This is a genomic window from Paraburkholderia sp. MPAMCS5 (assembly GCF_036016995.1).
GTDB lineage: Bacteria > Pseudomonadota > Gammaproteobacteria > Burkholderiales > Burkholderiaceae > Paraburkholderia.
In genome coordinates this window covers 79504-97404 of the sequence record NZ_JAYXBK010000013.1, presented here as the reverse complement: position 1 = coordinate 97404, position 17901 = coordinate 79504, and the positions used below count along the sequence as shown (strand labels likewise).

Here is a 17901-nt window from a genome sequence, read left to right as displayed (position 1 = left end):
GACAGGCGGTGCCGCGTTACGCATTACACCCGCGTTACACATTACACATTACGCGTTGCGTGTCGTCGTTTCGCCAGGCGGGTGGCGGGTTACGCGCTGCCCGAGCCATTGCGCGCCCCATGTGGCGGCGACGAACGGCGCGGTCATCGCCGGCAAGCCGACGGCCACGGCCGCCGCCTGCAATCCCACTGAGACGGCCACGCCGCCGAGCATCCACGCCATGCCGCAATCGGCCAGCGCAAGCGCGGTGAGCGTGCCGTTGAATCCTAGCAGGCCCGCGTCGAACGAGCTTGCGGGCGCGCCTAGAAGCGCGTGTACGCCGCTCGCGAACGCCGCGCCGATGAGCGCATACAGCGCGTGCCGCGTGGAGGCCGCGGCGATGCCGATCAGCACCAATAGTCCAGCCGGCGCGCCCGCTGCAAAGCCGGTTTGCGCGAGGCCGGCGAGCACGCCGCCGACAAGCCGCGCCGCGTCGAGCGAATGCGTGGCCGCGACGCTCGCCGGTTGTCCGGCGCTTTGCGCGAGCGGCAGCCACAGCCATGTCACGATCAGACACGGGCTCGAAAAATAGCCGAGCCCGCGTGAGCGCAGCCATCGCGACCACGGCGCGAGAAGCCACGCCGTGCCTGTGGCGGCGAGAATCGCCGTGGCGGCGGCGGTCGAGTTATCGGCGATGAAAACAAACGCGGCGAGCGCGGCCAATGCGCCGTTGAAACCGTAGAGGCCGGCGCGGATGTCGTCGTCGTGATGACCGGCCAGCAGCGCGCTCACATTGGCCGCGATGGCGCCCATCAGCGCGGCGCACGCGAGGCGCGGGTCGCACAGCAGCCAGCCGCCCAACAAGCATGCGCCCGTGAACGCGTTCCCTTGCAACACGACCTGCCCAATGCTGCGCAACAGCGTGCGCAAGGGGGCGGAGGGTGCTTCGGTCGCGGCGGCGTGCATGGTTCGGCAATGAGGTTCGGCGGCGCGAGTCTTTCGAGTAAAACCCGCGCGGGAAAGCGGATGAGTGCGAACCGCAAGCATAGGGCAGCGGCGCGGCGGCGAGCATGCGGGCGCGTTGATAGTCGCTATTTGCAGCCATGACGTGACAATGACGAGGGCGCGCGTGACGCATCGGCGAATGCCGGCCGTTCGCGCTACGATATGAGGCGCGGCGTGCATCGAGCGCGCTCTACGAGGAGACGACCCATGCGTAAATTGCGGTGGGCATCACAGGAAGGCGACGGTATCGAGCATCTTGCTTTCGACGCGCGCGACGACGGCTTCAAAGTGGAAAGCGCGCTGGTCGGGCAACGCTACGGCAAGGCCTACGGGTTGCACTATGAAGTGGGCTGCGATGTGCAATGGCGCACACGTTATGCGTGGCTGAAGATAATCGGCGGCGCGGAACTGGAATTGCACGGCGACGGCGAGGGTCACTGGCGCGATGGCCACGGCCTCGTGCTGAGCGCGATCGAAGGATGCATCGACATTGATATCGCCGCCACGCCGTTCACCAACACGCTGCCGATTCGCCGGCTGCAACTCGCGCAAGGGGCGCGTCAGCCGATTTCGGTCGCTTATATTTCGACGCCCGACTTGCAGGTCACGCGTGCCGAACAGGCTTATTCGTGCATCGAACTGAATCGCGAGTACCGCTATGAAGGTATTTTCCGCGACTTCACGGCGAACATGAAAGTAGACGAAGACGGCCTGGTGATCGACTACCCGACGCTGTTTACTCGCTTGCCGCGCGCGCGTTGATCGAAGACGTGCCCGGGCCGCCCAGCCCGGCTTCATGTTGCGCGACGAAACGCACGACAGAACGCTCGACGAAGCGCTCGATGTTCGCGGCAATCCATTGCGGCTCGCGCAACACGACCCAATGGCCCGCGTCGACTTCGATCCGTTCGTAGGCGCCGAGCCAGCCTTCCTGTCCGAGCGACAGTTGCGGCCCGACATACCGGTCGCGCAGCGGCACGATGATCTGCACCGGCGCATGCGCAGGGCGTGCGCGCGGGTGCAGCAGTTTGTCGATGAAATTCGCGCGGTAAAGATTCAGGCCGTTGATCGCATTGCGCCTTTGCGCGGGGTCACGCGGCGCGCGCACGCGTTCGGTCGCGCGCAGCCACAGCGCCCAGAGACGAGCGCCGCCCAGAAGCCACACGAGTTCGGGCAACCAGGGCAAATGAAAAAAGAAGATGTACCAGGACTTCAGCGTTTGACGAACGCTGCCGCGCGACAATTGCTTCGTCATCCTATCGTTTTGATCAACACCATGCCTGCCGCGCAAACCGAACGACGCATGATCGAGACACGGCCCGGATATCGACGTGTAAGACGCAATGCGCCCCTGAAATTGCGGGTCCGTGACCGCTTCCCAGCTTTGAATCGATCCCCAGTCGTGGCCGACCAGATGAAACGGCTTGTGTCCGCACGTTGCATGGGTGACCGCCGCGAGATCGGCGGCGAGTCGTTCGAGACGATACGCGTTGCGCGTCGACGGCGCCTGCGACGAACCCGCGCCGCGCACGTCATAGCTAATGACGCGGTAGCGCCGGTCGAGCTGCGCGCGCACCGGTTCCCACACCACCGCCGAGTCGGGATAGCCATGGACGAGCACGATGGGCGGCGCGTCGCGCGGACCGCTCATATAGACGGCGAGCCGCACGTCGCCGGCATCGACTAGCATCATGTCGCGTATCACGCGGCCGCCTGCGCGCCGCGCCGCGCGGCGCGGCGCGTGTTCGGCAGATTGGCGTTCGAGGCGTCGACCGCGGCGACGAGTCCTTCGATACGCGCGAGTTGCGCGCGATTGTCGTGATCCCACGGATGAAAGCCGGGCCGGAAAAAGCTTAGCCATTCGCGGGCGATGCGCGGGAAAACGCCATGACGTGGCCCATAAAGATACTTCACCACCCGCCACATGCCGCGCAGATGACCGCCGCGTTTGCGATCGGCGACGAGCAGACGCACGTGGTAGTCGAATACGATCAGCCAGAACGTGAGCGTGGTGGCAAGCATCACGCCCGTGCGCAACAGATAACGCGAGACGCCCGGCTTGAGTACCGTATTCCACACGTCGTACGAGACGGATTTGTGCTCGGTTTCTTCGAGCGCGTGCCACGTCCACATCTGCGCATAGCCTTCGACGGAGCCCCCGATGCGCGAGGCGTCTTCGAGCAGCAAGCCCGCCAGCATCGCCGTGTAATGTTCGAGGCAAACGGTGACGGCGAGTTGATACGAATGCGGCAATACCTTGCGGCCGAAGTTCAGAATCGCCCACAGCCGTTTGTCGAGTTTGTGCGCGGGCAGGTTGGCCTGTTGCAGCAGATCGTTGTATTCGACGTGCTCGCGCGTGTGCATCGCTTCCTGGCCGATGAAGCCGAGCACCTGCTTTTTCAGCACCGGGTCGTCGATGTGATCGCGATAGTTGCGCACGCTGTCCATGAAAAAGCGCTCGCCGGCAGGGAACAGCAGCGAAAGCGCATTGAAGAAGTGTGTCACATGCGAGCCTTGCGCGTGCCAGTCACAGGCTCGGTCCTGCGGAAGATTAAAGCGTAGGTCGCGGCGAACGGGCATCATGCCTTTCTCCTTTTGATCCTTGTGGTCCTTGTGGTCCTTGTGAATCTTTTTGATCCGTGTGTGCGGTGCTCACTGTGCTGAAGGCGCGCGTGAAGATGCGTTCGGCGCCTTTGCCTCACGCGCGCCTGTCTGCGAGTTGCGCCATGCGCCGGGCGCGTTTCTCCGCGGTGCGCTTCATGCGCCGCGTTTGCAGCACGACCAGCGCCTGATACGCGGCTGGCAGCGTGCGCGCGAGCCAGTCGGCGGCACGCGCGTCGCGGCCGATCAGCACACGCCGCCTGTTTTTGCGCACGCCGTCCAGAATCACGCGCGCGGCTTCGTCGGCGGTGGTGATGAAAAACTTCTCGAAGTCGTCCTTGCCTTGCTGTTCGTTCTCCAGCATGAAGCCGACCATATTCGGCGCAATGCGGCTCGATTGCGCAATGCTCGTGCGGATGCCGCCCGGATGCACGCAGGTGGCCGACACGCCGCATTTCATGAGGTCGAGTTCCTGGCGCAATGCTTCGGTAAAACCGCGCACGGCGAACTTGGTCGCGTTGTAGCCGCTCATGCCCGGCTGCGAAAAGAGACCGAATACGCTCGACGTATTGACGATATGGCCTTCGCCCGACGCCTTCAGATGCGGGAGAAACGCCTTCGTGCCGTGCACCACGCCCCAGAAGTTGATCCCGACAATCCATTCGAGATCCGCGTAATCCATGCCTTCGATGGTGCTCGACAGCGCGACGCCCGCGTTATTGAACACGAGGTTCACGCGCCGGTGCTGCTCGACTGTTTGCGCAGCCCACGCGAACATGGCGGCACGATCCGCGACATCGAACACGGCGGTGGTGATCAGAAGCGGCGCGCCGACGATTTGCGGCGCGGCGGCCTGTGCAAACCGCGCGGTCTCTTCGAGGCTCGCGGCGTTGCGGTCGGCCAGCGCGAGGTGGCAGCCTTCGCGCGCGAGCCGGATCGCCAGCGAGCGGCCCATGCCCGAGCCCGCGCCGGTAATAGCGGCGACTTTGTCGGTGAAATGCTTCATTGGCGTTATCTCCTGTCCTCTCTGAACGTGTGTTGTCGTTATGCTTGTGTCAGGACGCTTGCGCCGATGCGGACGCATTGCTGCGCGCGCCGAGTGTCGCTTCCGGTGTGTCCGGAGCGGCATGCGTGCCGGCTGTTTGCAGCGCGGGCGAATAAGCGAAGTAATCGTCCATGCGAAAGCTGCTGGTGGCCTGGCGAAACTTGTAGGCGAATCCGGGCCACAGTGTGGTGTTTTTGCCGGTTTTCGGGTCGAGATACCAGCTCTTGCAGCCGCCCGTCGACCAGATCGCCCGGCCGAGCTTCTGCTGAATCCGCTCGTTGTACGCGCGCTCCACGTGCGGCCGGACTTCGATCGCGTCAGCGTGTTCGGCACGCATCGTCTTCAGTGCGCGCAGAATGTATTCGACCTGCGATTCGATCATGAAGACCATTGAGTTGTGGCCGAGCCCGGTGTTCGGACCGACGATCATGAAAAAGTTCGGATAACCAGGCAATGTCGTACCGAGATACGCATGCGCGCCGTCGCGCCATGTATCGACAATATCCACGCCGCCGCGTCCGCGCACCACGCCCGGCGGAAACGGATCGGCGACCTGAAAGCCCGTGCCGAAGATCAGACAGTCAGCCGGATGACGCACACCGTCGCTCGTGATCACCGAGTCTTCCTCGATGCGCTCGATTGCGTGGGTCGTTACCGAAACATTCGCGCGCGAGAGGGCGGGAAAATAATCGTTCGAAATCAGAATGCGCTTGCAGCCCATCGTGTAGTTCGGCGTGAGCGTCGCGCGCAATTGCGGATCGGGCACCTGGCGGCGCAAATGCCGCTCAGCGATTTTCTGCGCGGTCTTCATCAGCGAGGGATGAATCGCGAAACCGAGCGCGCGCGATTCGAGCATGCAATAGAGAGCCGAGCGCATGATCTTCTGCGTGAACGGCACGTGCTTGAAGAGCCACTGCTCGATGGACTTCAGCGGACGGTCGGCTTTCGGCATGATCCACGGCGGCGTGCGTTGGAACAGATCGAGATGCGCGACACGCTGGACGATTTGCGGCACGAACTGTATGGCGCTCGCGCCCGTGCCGATCACGGCCACACGCTTGCCTTCGAGCGAATACGTGTGGTCCCACTGCTGCGAGTGAAATGCCTTGCCCTTGAATGTTTCGATGCCGGGAATGTCCGGCATGGCTGCGCGCGAGAGCCCGCCCATCGCCGAGATCAGCACGCGTGCCGACCATTGCGTTCCATTGACAAAAGTCAGATGCCAGCGGTGGCGCGTGTCGTCGTAGACGGCGCTCGCGAGTTCGTGGCCGAAACGCACATGACGCTCGACGCCGAAGCGTTGCGCACATTGTTCGAGATACGCGCGGATTTCGGGCTGCCGCGCGAACATGCGAGTCCAGCGCGGATTCGGCGCGAACGAGAACGAGTAGACGTGCGACTGAACATCGCACGCGCAGCCGGGATAGTGGTTCTCGCGCCACGTGCCGCCGACCGAAGCGGCTTTCTCCGCGACGATGAAATCGGTGATGCCCGCTTGCCGCAGGCGAATCGCCATCCCGAGCCCCGCGAAGCCGGTGCCGATGATGGCGATGTCGGTCTCGACGGGCGCTGACGCGTCGTGCGCCGCGGCGTCATGAGGCATGCGTGCGTTCATCAGGGCCGTCTCCTTTTTTACGCTCTTAACTGTTACATTGAATGATGTAACGATAGGAGCGCAACCCCGATGACGCAAGCGGCGCGTCTAGACGCGCGCCTCTAGGTCATGCGCCGTATTGGGAATGAGACGAGCTTGACTAACCGCGCGAGGTTACTTCTTCGGCCCCGTCTTTTTTCCCGCGGGCCGCTCTGTCGCGGTGCTTTTCGCGGCGCGGCCCAGTTTCTTTTCCATGATGGCCGCGACGCGATCGCCGAGATAATCGCCGGACGCTTCTTCCAGCGCGCGGTTCATTTCGCTTTCCACGAGCACCATGGCGAGCGGGCGCACGCGCCAGATGGCGTCGACGAGGGCGGGCACATCGGCGGGCGGCGGCAGCGCGTCGGGATCGTAGCGGTCGAGTTGACGGACCACCAGATCGACCAGGGCCTTGGCGACCGCGCTGAAATGTGGCCTCGCGATGTCGACGGCGTCGAGCAGATCGGTAAGCGGAATGCCGGCCTTCGCCAGCGTCGCGCCGGCGGCGAGCGCGGTGGGGCTGCCGGAGACGAAAGAGAGACCGTCGCGTTCGAGCAGGCCGAGATCGACCGCTTTCGCAAGCGCGCCCGGCGAAGCCATGTCGCCGAACATCTGCAGCAGTTCGATCAGCGAGAACTTCTTGGGATGCTCGCGCGACCAGCGCCCGCCAATCGCCGATTCGAGGCCGAGAATGGAACGCAGATCGTGGCCTTCGTCCACGGCCTTGATCAGGTCCTGAATGTTCGCGAGCGTGTAGCCGCGCGCGAGCAGGTGATTGATGAGCTTCAGACGCGACACGTGCGTGTCGTCGTACACGCCGACGCGGCCGCGCTTTTCCGGCGGTGCGAGAAGGCCGCGGTCCTGATAGGCGCGCACGTTGCGCACGGTGGTGTCGCTCACGCGCGCGAGTTCGTCGACGGTGTATTCGGTGCGCGGCGCGTCGCCGGTTCGAGTGCCGGCGGCGGGCGGAAGCGGGGCGGAAGGCGGCGTGTTGGGCATGACCGCGATTTTAACCTGCCGCCTCGGGCAGACTGGCGCGAACTGGCGCGACGCGTTGGCTGGCCTTATTGATTCGCTGTCAGGAGGCTGAATCGGGCGGCGTCGAATCGCCCACGCCCAACGTGCGCTGCATCAACGTGGTGTCGAGCCATCGACCATGTTTGAAGCCCACTGCCTTCAATGTGCCGGTCAGCTCGAAACCTAACTGCGCATGCAGCGACAGCGATCCGCCACTGCCCCCGTCCGCGATCACGGCGACCATCTGGCGCCACGGCCCCGTTTCGCATCGTTCTATCAACGCCTGAAGCAGCACACGGCCGAGGCCGCGGCCGCGATAGGCATCGCTTACGTAGATCGAATCTTCGATGGTGTTGCGATACGCGGCGCGCGGGCGATAAGGCGTCGCGTAGCAATAGCCCGCAACTTCGCCGTCGATCTCGGCGACCATGTACGGCAGTCCATGTCCGCGCACCGCGGCGAGCCGCGTGCGGAGATCGTCGACGGAAGGCGGGACTTCTTCGAACGACGCCACGCCCGTCAGCACATGGTGCGCGTAGATGCGCTGGATGGCGGCCAGGTCGGCTTGGGTGGCGTCGCGAATCAGCGGGGCGCCGGCGGACGAGGTTGCGTTCGATGCGGCGCACGCGGGGCGGTTTGTGTTCATACGTAGTCCTGGGCGGCCGGGCGGCCTGTTGTTCTGAGGATACGTTTTACTATGCCCGCCGCGTGCGCGAATTTGAAGCCCGTCAAAAATCGCGGGACGGAAATTGCGTTGAACGATCGCGACCTTACCGCGCCTTTCACGCCGCGCGCCGCGCCGGCGCCGTCCTGGAAAAGCGCCGCGCGCCAGCCACGCAGGCCACCACGGCGACGGTGACCGCGATCATCGATGGCGGCACCTGTTCGTGCAGCAGCAAGCCGGCGAGCAGCAGCCCAAAGAACGGCTGCAGCAATTGCAGTTGCCCGACTCCCGCGATGCCGCCGAGCGCCAGCCCGCGATACCAGAACACGAAACCGATCAGCATGCTGAACAGCGACACATAGGCGAGGCCCCACAGCGCCGCGTGGCTGATGCCGTCGAACGAAACCGGCCGGGTCCACCACGCGAGCGGCAGCATGAGCGGAAGCGACAGCACGAGCGCCCACGAAATGACCTGCCAGCCGCCGAGATGCCGCGAAAGCCGCGCGCCCTCCGCATAGCCGAGCCCGCAGACGACGATCGCGGCGAGCATCAGCGCGTCGCCAATGGGAGACGCGTCGAGGCCGTGGCGCAAGGCAAACGCGACCACCGCGCTGCTGCCGAGCGCCGAAAACAGCCAGAACGCGGGCTGCGGACGTTCGCCGCCGCGCAGCACGCCGAAGATCGCGGTGGCGAGCGGCAGCAATCCGACGAACACGATCGCATGCGCCGAACTGATGTGACGCAGCGCGAACGCGGTCAGAAGCGGAAAGCCGACCACCACGCCGAACGCGACGACTACCAGCGGAACGAGATCGCGGCGCGCGGGGCGTGCTTCGCGAAACACGACCAGCAGCAACAAACCCAGCGTGCCCGCAATGGTCGCGCGCGCCACCGTCACGAACACAGGATCGAGTCCCAGCACGGCGATGCGGGTGGCCGGCAGCGAGCCGCTGAAAATCAACACGCCTATGAGCCCGCTCAACCAGCCGTTTGTTGTCTTGTCCATCGGAAAGATCCATGCGCAGTGAAATGAAGCCTATAGCATCCGCTTCCGGCGAGAAAACGTTAAGCTACGGATCAGTACAATTCATGCAAACTGTACCGACGAAGGAGCAGTACAGATGGCTGAAACTGAACCGGCAACGCCGCCGTCCGGCACGCGCGTCGGCATCGTCATGGACAATCTTCGCGAGCGTATTGCGAGCCGCTCGCTGATGCCCGGCGCTCGCGTGCCGTCGATCCGCGTCATGACAGACGCGCTTGGCGTGTCGAAATCGACGGTGGTCGAGGCCTACGACCGGCTCGTGGCCGAAGGCGTGATCGTAGCGCGGCGCGGCTCGGGATTTTTCGTGTCGGGCCATGCGCCGCCGCTCACGCTCGCCGATCTTGGACCGCGTCTGGATCGCGAGGTGGACCCGCTGTGGCTCACGCGCCAGTCGCTTCAGGCAGGTTCGACCATGCTGAAACCGGGTTGTGGCTGGATGCCGGCATCGTGGCTGCCCGAAGACGGCGTGCGCCGCGCGTTGCGGGCGTTGGCGCGCGATCCGCAGTCGCCGCTCGCCGACTATGCCAACCCCTACGGTTTGCCGGCGCTGCGTCAGCAACTCGCGTGGCGGCTCGCGCAGCATGGTGTCGAAGCGCCGCCGGAACAGATCGTTCTGACCGACGGCGGCACGCACGCGCTGGACCTCGTGTGCCGCTTTCTGCTCGAACCGGGCGACACGGTTCTGATCGACGATCCTTGCTATTTCAACTTTCAGGCGCTGCTGCGGGCACATCGCGCGCGCATCGTCGGCGTGCCTTATACGCCGTCCGGCCCGGATCTCGCTGCTTTCGAACGCGCGCTGATCGAGCATCGTCCGCGGCTTTATGTGACCAATTCCGCGATTCATAATCCGACCGGCGCGACGCTCGCGCCCGCGATTGCGCATCGGCTGCTGAAGCTCGCGGGCGAACACAATCTGATCGTGGTGGAGGACGACATTTTCGCGGACTTCGAAGACGAAGCCGCGCCGCGTCTCGCGGCCTTCGACGGGCTCGCGCGCGTGGTGTCGATAGGCAGCTTTTCGAAAACGCTCTCCGCCGCCGCGCGTTGCGGCTATATTGCCGCGCGCGCCGAATGGATCGAGCCGCTGATCGACCTGAAGCTCGCCACGTCGTTCGGCAACGGGCAACTCGCGGCAAGCGTCGTGCATCGCCTGCTCGTGGACGGCACTTACCGGCGTCATCTCGAATCCATGCGCGCGAAGCTCGCGGACGCGATGGGCGAGACCATGCGCCGTTTAGGCTATGCCGGTCTCGACGTGTGGACCCGGCCGCGCGCCGGCATGTTCGTGTGGGCGCGTTTGCCCGATTCGCTCGACGCAGCCGACATTGCGCGCCACGCGCTGGCCGCAAATGTCGTATTCGCGCCGGGCAATGTGTTCAGCGTGTCGCAGTCGGCGGCGGGTTACTTGCGGTTCAACGTGTCGCAATGCAATCGCCCGAAAGTCTACGAGGCGTTGCAGCGGGCCATGGAAAGCGCGGCGCTCGCAAGCGAGCGCGCGTGACAGGCGTAAGCGCGCTGGCCTTCGCGCGCCTTACTTGCACAGCAGAAGCAGGCGTTCCTGGTTCGTGCAATTGCTGCGCGGTTTCTGCGCGGGCTGAGCCGCCGTCGCGTTGATGTTCGTGCTGATGCCGGCGTTTCGGTTCGCGAGGCAGGCCCGCAAATGTTTCTCGACCGGCGGGTAATATTTCCAGCCGCGCACGAGAGTCGGCAACTCCAGCTTCACTTGCTTCCACTTCGGATGCCCGTGTTCCTGCAAGTTGTCGAAGTTGGCGCACAGCGAATCGGCGAAGTGATTCAGGTTGCCGACGGTGTCGCGCAGACCGTAGTCGTACGTGACGAGAAATGCCTTCACCGTGAGACCCGGAACATCTTCTTTCAGCCAGGTCGGATAGCTCGTGGCGCGGATCGTCGCCGGGAAATAGATCTGTTTTGCGCGCACCGTTTCAGGCGCGTTGGGATCGACTTTCAGCAGACGGATCTGTTGCAGCAGTTCCGGATTCATGTCGTTGAAGAGTTTCGCCGGCTGCCCGACCACGATGATCGCCACATCCACCTTCTTCACGATCAACGCGGCGAGCGCGTCTTCATTGCTGAGATGCTGGATGTTCTCTTCGGGAATCGGCTGGCCGAACATCAGGCGATACAGCGTGGTCGCCGATTGTGCAGTGCCGCTGCCGAGCAGGCCGACGCTGATCGTCTTGTCCTTGATGTCGCTGAGCGTTTTGAGCGGCGAATCCGCGCGCACCACCACGTTAATTTCCTCGTCGTAGAGCGGCATGATGAGGCGCAGCGGGCGAATCGTCGTGCCCGCGTCGGGATTGCCCGAGTTGGCCATGTCGACATACGCCTGATAAACGTCCGATTGCACCAGCGCGAGCTTCACGCCGGGCTCGAAGCGCATGCGTTGCACGTTCTCGGCAGAGCCTTTGGACGCCACCACCGTGAGATCGATGCCGGCCGGCTGCGCGACCCATTTCGACAGATCCTGACCGAACTGGATGTAGGTGCCTCGCTCCGGCCCGGTGACGATCTTGTAATGCGCGGGCTCGGCGCTGGCCAGGGAAAACATCGCCATTAGCACGAGCCCCAGCCATTTCGTCACAAGTTTCTTCAGCATGGTTTTTACCTATCGGTCCAGGTTGGTACGGCTGTGCCGATCGATTCGGCATCCAGACTATTTATTGCTTGCCTGTTTGTGGACCTGCCCGGCGTTCGCCAGTTGCGGACTCAGCGGCGCCCAGCCGGTTTCGCGAATCACCCGTTCGAGGATGGTCTTCGCCGCGTCGTTGCCGGCGTCGAGCGCGAGCGCCTCGTTCGCATGCTCGCGCGCGCAGGGCCACGACTGCTGATCGGCGCACAGGCGTGCCGCGAGCAACGCGGCATCGCGGCGCGCGGCCAACGGTTTGATCTCGGTGGCCAGCCCTTGCGCGGCGCTATTGTCCGGTTGCAGCGACTGTGCCGCGCCGAGCGCGGCTTGCGCGGCGCTCAGATCGTTGGCGCTGAATGCGGCATGCGCCGCCTGCAACGCTTGCGCGGCACTGCGGAATTGTGGCGTCGCGGGCCTGGCGGGAACCGCCACTTTCTCTTGCGCCGTCGGCATCAGATTGATCACGTTGGGCGTCGCGGCGATCGCCACCGCCGCGCCAGGCGAAGTGCCAGGCAAAGCAGCAGGGCGCGAGCCGGCCGATTGAGCGGGCGTATATCGCTCGATGATGCCGGTTGTTGTCCTCGCGTCCTGGTTGGCGTCGGCGGGCGGCTCGCTGCGGCCGAATTGCGAGTCGCTGAATAGTGCGTAGCCGACATACGCCAGGCCCGCCGCGACAACCACCGCCGCCGCGAGCAGCACGTTGCGCAGACGCAACCCGACGTGAGGCTCGAATTCATCGGCATCGTCGATATCGGTGGCGGGCAGCAGCGACGTGTCGGTGGCAAGCAGCGACGACGTCGACGACTGAAGCGCGCCTGCGGGCGCGAGGTTGAGGCCCGCGTGTAGTGCGCCGCCGGGGAAGTCGGGTTCGCTGATCGCCGGCGGCCCGAAGCTGTCCTGGAGCGTTGACATGTTCATCGTGCTCAAGTGGCTGCCTCGCCACGCGGTGCGCGCGGGCGGCGGGCTCGAGTCGAGTGGATGGCCTGCGCCGCAGTACGGGCAACGATCGACTTCCCGGTACAGGGCTCCGCCACATTGATTGCAGGGCGTCGGAAATTGATGGCCCGCTAGAGTCTGCATGGACATGCTATGGCTCCACCTGTGGAAAACAATGCCAATGAAGGCATGCTCCCGATCGCGTTTGAGGCGGTCCAGGTGTCCGCGGAAACCACGATCTACATGCGCCAGAGAGTCCGGGCAAAGCAAGTCAGGCTTGCCGTGCCGCGGGTTTCAATATGTGGCGTTTCGGTGCCGGCGTCAATGGACGATCCACCCTATGTTGTGTGCGCTACCGCACATTACCAGGTAGGACGAATGATCGCGCATGCCAGAAGAACGAACAGGCGCCGGATTTTTTATGTTAGAGCGCGCTGCACGGGCATGAATTTCGGGCGCGCGCAATGCGTATTTGCGTGATGCGCCCGAAGCAGGGGAGGTGGATTATTGCTGACGCAACGGATGGTCTTTGAGCAGCCAGGCGAGGGCGAATGCGAGAAGCACGACGCAAGCCGCCGACAGATACACCGTGTGCAGCGCACCGGCGAATGCCTGCAGATAATCGGCGCGCAACGCATCAGGCAACTGGTGGATCGCGGCGGGCCCGAGCGCATGCGGCAATTCGGTGTCGGGCGGGATCAGCGTTTCCAGACGCCCGGCGAGGCCGTTCGAGAAGACGGCGCCGAACGCGGCCACACCGATCGAGCCGCCAATCGAACGGAACAGCGTGGCGCCCGAAGTGGCGACGCCCATATGCCTGAACTCCACGGTGTTTTGCACCGCGAGGATCAACACCTGCATCACCATGCCGAGACCGCAACCGAGCAGGCCCATGTCGAGATACATCACATGAATCGGCGTGTCGATCTGCAAACGCGCGAGCAACACCATGGCGACGGCGACTAGCAGCGTGCCCGCAATAGGAAACATGCGATAACGGCCAATCTTGCTGATCAAACGGCCAGTCACCATCGACATGACGAAGAGGCCGCCCATCATGGGCAGCATCTGCATGCCCGCTTGTGTCGGCGTCGAGCCTTTGACCACTTGCAGATAGAGCGGCAGGAACGTGACCGAGCCGAACATCGCCACGCCGACGATGAAGCCGATCAGACTGCTCAGCACAAACGTGCGTTGCCTGAAGAGTTCGAGCGGCATGATCGGTTCGGCGGCGCTGCGTTCTTCGTGGATGAAACCCCAGATCGCCACGAGCCCCATTCCGAGCGTGATCCACAGCTGCGGCGACGACCACGGCAAGACCGTGCCGCCTTCGCTCGTGAACAGAATGACGCAGGTGAGCGCGCCCGCCAGAAACGCGGCGCCCATGTAGTCGATGACGTGCTTCACGTGGCGCACATGCGGCTTGAACACCGCGCCGATCACCAGCAGCGAGAGGATGCCGAGCGGCAGGTTGATATAGAAAATCCAGCGCCACGTGAGATGTTCGACGAGAAAACCGCCGAGCAGCGGACCGATCACCGTCGCGAGCCCGAACACGCCGCCGAACACACCTTGATAGCGGCCACGCTCGGCGGGCGGAATGACGTCTGCGATTGCGGCCATCGTGACGACGAGCAGGCCGCCTCCGCCGAGTCCTTGCAAGGCGCGCAACACGATCAGCTGCGTCATGTCCTGCGCCATCCCGCACAATGCGGAGCCCACGAGGAAAATTCCGATGGCGGTTTGCAACACGATCTTGCGGCCGAACAGATCGCCGAGCTTGCCGTAAAGCGGCACGACGATGGTCGAGCTGAGCAGGTAAGCCGTCACGACCCACGAGAGGTTGTTCAGTCCGCCGAGTTCGCCGACGATGGTCGGCAGCGCGGTCGACACGATTGTCTGGTCGAGCGCGGCGAGCAGCATGACCAGCAACAACGCGGGGAAGAGCAGGCGAATTGGCGGATGATCGGCGGCGCGCTCGCCTGACCGCGTGTTTGCCTCGCGCCTCGACGCCGACTCGGCGGTGCCCGGCGCCGCAGCGGGCGGATCGCCGTTCATCAGATGATCGGATTGCGTGACGCTCGAGTGTTGCATGACAGAACCGCCTTGAAATTAATTAATGTGGAAATTAATATATGCGACATTCTGTCGCCCGTCAAATGAGTGCAATGGCAAGGATTCCATCGGTGGATAAAAAAGTGGGCAGCGCGAAGCATGCGCCGCAACGCGCGGCTGCGGTGAAGACGCGCAAGCGCGGCAGGCCGGCCGCGAGCGTCGCCATGGACGCCGCGGCAAGTGCCTCGCCAACATCGGCGTCGCACGATACGCCCGCGCGGCGGCCGGGCCGACCGTCGGGCGCCGCGCGCGGTCCGCAGCAGCGCGGCCGTCTGCTCGACGCGGCGGTCGAGCTGTTCGCCCGCCAGGGCATCGTCGATACGACGCTGGGCCAGATTGCCCGCGAGGCCGGCTTCACGCCGGCCATGATGCATTACTACTTCAAGACGCGCGATCAACTGCTCGACGTGCTGATCGACGAACGTTTCGGTCCGTTGCGCGCGAGCCTTGGCGTGCCGTTCCAGGAGCATGCCGACGATCCCGTCAAGGCGATCACGCAGCTTGCGGAGCGGCTCGTGCAGGCGGCGGTGGAGCGTCCGTGGTTTCCGTCGCTGTGGGTGCGCGAAGTCATTAGCGACAGCGGTTTGCTGCGGCAGCGCATGCACGGGCGTTTCGGCGACGCGCATCAGAAGGCATCGCTTGCCGCCATCGAGCGATGGCAGAAAGAAGGGCGTCTGAATCCCGCGCTGGAACCCTCGCTCGTATTCGTCACGCTGCTCGGGCTGACGGTCTTGCCGTTGGCCGCCTCGAAGCTGTGGCGCAACGACCCGAGACGCCGCCCGCCAGGCGCCAAGGAGATTGCGCGTCACGCCGTCGCGCTGCTGGTGCAGGGAATAGGTCCGAAGATAGCGGACTGATCCGCGCGGCTTCAGGCGCGATCCTCGTGCACGGCCTCATGCGCGGCACATAACGTGCTACTCACGGGGATGAATGCGCGCGTCGCGCAACGGGGATGCCGGCGCCACATAAGAAATCGAAGCAGTAACAGAAAAGATGCCGCGGCGTCCCGTGCAACGTCTCGCCCGGGGCGCCGTGGCGAATCGGGTGTCGGCACCGGTTGGCAGGGAGATGGCCGCCGGGAGCCGCTTTTTCATTGGCGTGCAATTTTGGCGCGTTACTGTGCGCGGGTTATGGAAGCGGCCGGTTTACAATCGGACGCCTTTTGCAACTTGGCACATGAATTCGAGTCGGAACCATGAACAGCACTACTGCGGCCGCGCGAATCGGCGGCAAACAGCATCATCAGCATAAAAAGCAAGGCGATACGTTGGCCCAGTCTGACGGCCTAACCGGATTGATAGAGCAACAACAGAAAATGAACGGAGCATTGAGACTCGATCACGCCACGATCGTGCTCGTGGAAGACGACCCGGACAGCCGGGAATCGCTGACCTTGTTGCTGGAAGCGGAAGGGGCGAACGTCGTCGCAGTGGCGGATGCGGAAGAGGGTGTCGAAGCGGCCGTTCGGCTATTGCCGGATGCGGTGGTCTGCGACCTCGAACTGCCCGCCATGGACGGTTTCTATCTCATCCAGCGCTTGCGCGATCACGAGATTCGCGGCGATCACGCGCCTTCGGTGGCAGTAGCCCTGACCGGCCACACGGACGACGCTTACCGCCTGCGAAGCATCGGCGAAGGTTTCCAGCATTTCATGACCAAGCCGGCGTTGCCGGAAGATCTGGTGACGCTGTTGCACGACGCCATCGGCGCACGCGCGGCGCGTTGAACGCTCAGGCGCTACGTGGCGCCACGCGGCGCAAGGCAAGGCGCAAAGCGCGAGGCGCAAGGAAGCAGACAGCGCTTTGCTCCAGAGTCACAGCGCATCGCCGTTATTAATAGCGCACAACCGTTATTTAGCGGCGATGGGCGCCGTCGATCCCGCTTTCAAGGCGTCCGCAGTTGCGGCCGTGGCGCTGGCCGCTTCCGCTGCCTGACACGCCGAACACACTCCCTTCAACTCGATTTCGTCGCTCGCGATGCGGTAACCCGCGTCTTCTATTTGCGCGACGAGCGCCTGGCGCAGTTTCGGTTGATGCAGTTCGGTGACATTGCCGCACTGCTGGCAGACCACCAGAATGCCGTGCTGGCATTGCGTCAGGTCGTGGCAGACAGTGAACGCGTTGATCGATTCGATCCGATGCACGAGCCCCGCCGAGAGCAGGAAATCCAGCGCGCGATAAACCGTGGGCGGCGCCGATCCCGGATGAATCTGGCGCATGTCGTCGAGCAACGAATACGCCTTCGTGGCGCGCCCCGAATTCAGCAGCAATTCGAGCACTTTGCGGCGGATCGGCGTGAGCTTTTCGCCGCGCTCGCGGCAGTATTCCTCCGCGAGGGCGAGCGCGGCTTCCTGCGAGCCGTCATGCGCATGCCCGGGCGCGAGCGCGGCGGGATGCGCATGCGCGTGAGCGGACGAGGCAGCGGCGGCTTGCTCCACTTTCTCCCGACTGGCTGTGTTCGCGGCGTTCGCGGCTGGCTTGGCGTTCTTCATGCGTCGATTATAAAGGTCAACGCCGGTGTGCCGCTGCGCCGGGCGAGCGCGCGCGCCCGGACTCACGTCAACGGAAAGTCGACGTATTTCTTGAAGCCCGGCCGTGTCGCGATGCGCGAATACCAGCGCTCCACATTCGGCAGCGGCGGCCGCTCGACGCCCGCAAGGCCGAACCAGCGTTTTGCGTACGCGCCGATCACGATATCGGCGAGTGTGAACTTGTCGCTTTCAAGAAAGAAGCGCCCTTGCAGATACGTATCGAGCAGCCGCCACAGCACCGTGACGCCGCGGATGTCGTCGGCGAGTTTCGCCGCGTCGCGCTGTTCCGGCGGCGTGCGCACGAGCGTCCAGAACACCGGCCGCTCGGCCGGTTGCAGCGTGGACAGCGACCAGTCGAGCCAGCGGTCGATGCTCGCGCGCAGCTTCGGCTCGGCCGGATACAGCGGGCCCGACTCGCCGTACTGCAGCGCCAGATAGCGCAGGATCGAGTTCGATTCCCAGAGGACGAAGTCGTCGTCGACCAGCGTGGGAATCTTGCCGGTCGGGTTCATCGAAAGATAGTCGGGTTCGTTGTTGCGGCCGAATTGCAGGCCGGCGTCGATGCGCTCGTACGCCAGCACCAGTTCGTCGCAGCACCACAAGACTTTTTGCACGTTGACTGAGTTCGCGCGTCCCCAGATCGTAATCATCCGGTCAGTTCCTTTTGTTGACAATTGGCAA

Annotated in this window: 17 protein-coding genes; 4 read left to right on the top strand and 13 right to left on the bottom strand. The window is 64.0% G+C overall.

What is annotated here, in order from left to right; genetic code table 11:
• Positions 1-48 precede the first annotated feature (48 nt).
• Positions 49-945 carry an urea transporter gene (locus VOM14_RS24315; RefSeq protein WP_327631308.1) on the bottom strand — a complete coding sequence of 299 codons (897 nt, stop codon included), beginning with the start codon at positions 943-945 and terminating at the stop codon, positions 49-51.
• 246 nt (positions 946-1191) lie between these two features.
• On the opposite strand from VOM14_RS24315, the gene VOM14_RS24310 reads away from it, so the two are divergent.
• Positions 1192-1746, top strand: a complete 555-nt coding sequence (locus tag VOM14_RS24310) for a putative glycolipid-binding domain-containing protein (protein WP_327631307.1) — start codon at positions 1192-1194, stop codon at positions 1744-1746.
• On the opposite strand, the gene VOM14_RS24305 is transcribed toward VOM14_RS24310, so the two are convergent.
• The 7 genes from VOM14_RS24305 to VOM14_RS24275 all read right to left on the bottom strand — a co-directional run bounded on the left by VOM14_RS24305 (position 1721) and on the right by VOM14_RS24275 (position 8950).
• Positions 1721-2689: an alpha/beta fold hydrolase gene (locus VOM14_RS24305; RefSeq protein ID WP_327631306.1), complete on the bottom strand. Its 969-nt coding sequence runs from the start codon at positions 2687-2689 to the stop codon at positions 1721-1723. The genes VOM14_RS24310 and VOM14_RS24305 overlap by 26 nt on opposite strands.
• Positions 2686-3567, bottom strand: coding sequence for a metal-dependent hydrolase (locus VOM14_RS24300; protein ID WP_327631305.1), 882 nt, complete (start codon positions 3565-3567; stop codon positions 2686-2688). Before VOM14_RS24300 ends, VOM14_RS24305 begins: the two co-directional genes overlap by 4 nt.
• Before the next feature lie 115 nt (positions 3568-3682).
• Positions 3683-4591 (bottom strand): SDR family NAD(P)-dependent oxidoreductase, encoded by a 909-nt coding sequence (locus tag VOM14_RS24295; protein WP_327631304.1) that lies wholly within the window; start codon positions 4589-4591, stop codon positions 3683-3685.
• Positions 4592-4640: 49 nt separating this feature from the next.
• Positions 4641-6245, bottom strand: coding sequence for a flavin-containing monooxygenase (locus VOM14_RS24290; protein ID WP_327631303.1), 1605 nt, complete (start codon positions 6243-6245; stop codon positions 4641-4643).
• Between the two features lie 153 nt (positions 6246-6398).
• The gene (locus VOM14_RS24285) at positions 6399-7262 is read right to left on the bottom strand and encodes a MerR family transcriptional regulator (RefSeq protein ID WP_327631302.1); all 864 of its coding nucleotides are present in this window, start codon (positions 7260-7262) and stop codon (positions 6399-6401) included.
• Positions 7263-7341: 79 nt separating this feature from the next.
• Positions 7342-7926, bottom strand: coding sequence for a GNAT family N-acetyltransferase (locus VOM14_RS24280; RefSeq protein ID WP_327631301.1), 585 nt, complete (start codon positions 7924-7926; stop codon positions 7342-7344).
• 136 nt (positions 7927-8062) lie between these two features.
• Positions 8063-8950, bottom strand: a complete 888-nt coding sequence (locus tag VOM14_RS24275) for a DMT family transporter (RefSeq protein ID WP_327631300.1) — start codon at positions 8948-8950, stop codon at positions 8063-8065.
• A 115-nt stretch (positions 8951-9065) separates the two neighbouring features.
• Between VOM14_RS24275 and VOM14_RS24270 the strand changes: the two genes are divergently transcribed.
• Positions 9066-10493, top strand: a complete 1428-nt coding sequence (locus VOM14_RS24270) for an aminotransferase-like domain-containing protein (protein WP_327631299.1) — start codon at positions 9066-9068, stop codon at positions 10491-10493.
• Between the two features lie 30 nt (positions 10494-10523).
• Here VOM14_RS24270 and VOM14_RS24265 read toward each other — a convergent pair whose 3' ends face one another.
• From VOM14_RS24265 to VOM14_RS24255, 3 genes are all read right to left on the bottom strand, one after another.
• Complete coding sequence (locus VOM14_RS24265; protein ID WP_327631298.1) at positions 10524-11609, bottom strand: TAXI family TRAP transporter solute-binding subunit; 1086 nt, start codon at positions 11607-11609, stop codon at positions 10524-10526.
• 57 nt (positions 11610-11666) lie between these two features.
• The gene (locus tag VOM14_RS24260) at positions 11667-12551 is read right to left on the bottom strand and encodes a hypothetical protein (protein WP_327631297.1); all 885 of its coding nucleotides are present in this window, start codon (positions 12549-12551) and stop codon (positions 11667-11669) included.
• 528 nt (positions 12552-13079) lie between these two features.
• Positions 13080-14669 carry an MDR family MFS transporter gene (locus tag VOM14_RS24255; RefSeq protein WP_327631296.1) on the bottom strand — a complete coding sequence of 530 codons (1590 nt, stop codon included), beginning with the start codon at positions 14667-14669 and terminating at the stop codon, positions 13080-13082.
• A 74-nt stretch (positions 14670-14743) separates the two neighbouring features.
• Between VOM14_RS24255 and VOM14_RS24250 the strand changes: the two genes are divergently transcribed.
• The gene (locus VOM14_RS24250) at positions 14744-15547 is read left to right on the top strand and encodes a TetR/AcrR family transcriptional regulator (RefSeq protein ID WP_327631295.1); all 804 of its coding nucleotides are present in this window, start codon (positions 14744-14746) and stop codon (positions 15545-15547) included.
• Positions 15548-15885: 338 nt separating this feature from the next.
• Complete coding sequence (locus VOM14_RS24245) at positions 15886-16416, top strand: response regulator (RefSeq protein ID WP_327631294.1); 531 nt, start codon at positions 15886-15888, stop codon at positions 16414-16416.
• 123 nt (positions 16417-16539) lie between these two features.
• Here the strand turns inward: VOM14_RS24245 and VOM14_RS24240 are convergent, their stop codons facing one another.
• Both VOM14_RS24240 and VOM14_RS24235 read right to left on the bottom strand, forming a co-directional pair.
• Entirely contained in the window at positions 16540-17181 is a 642-nt protein-coding gene (locus VOM14_RS24240) for a Fur family transcriptional regulator (RefSeq protein WP_327631293.1), read from the bottom strand.
• A gap of 62 nt (positions 17182-17243) precedes the next feature.
• Entirely contained in the window at positions 17244-17870 is a 627-nt protein-coding gene (locus VOM14_RS24235; protein WP_327631292.1) for a glutathione S-transferase family protein, read from the bottom strand.
• Between the last annotated feature and the right edge of the window lie 31 nt (positions 17871-17901).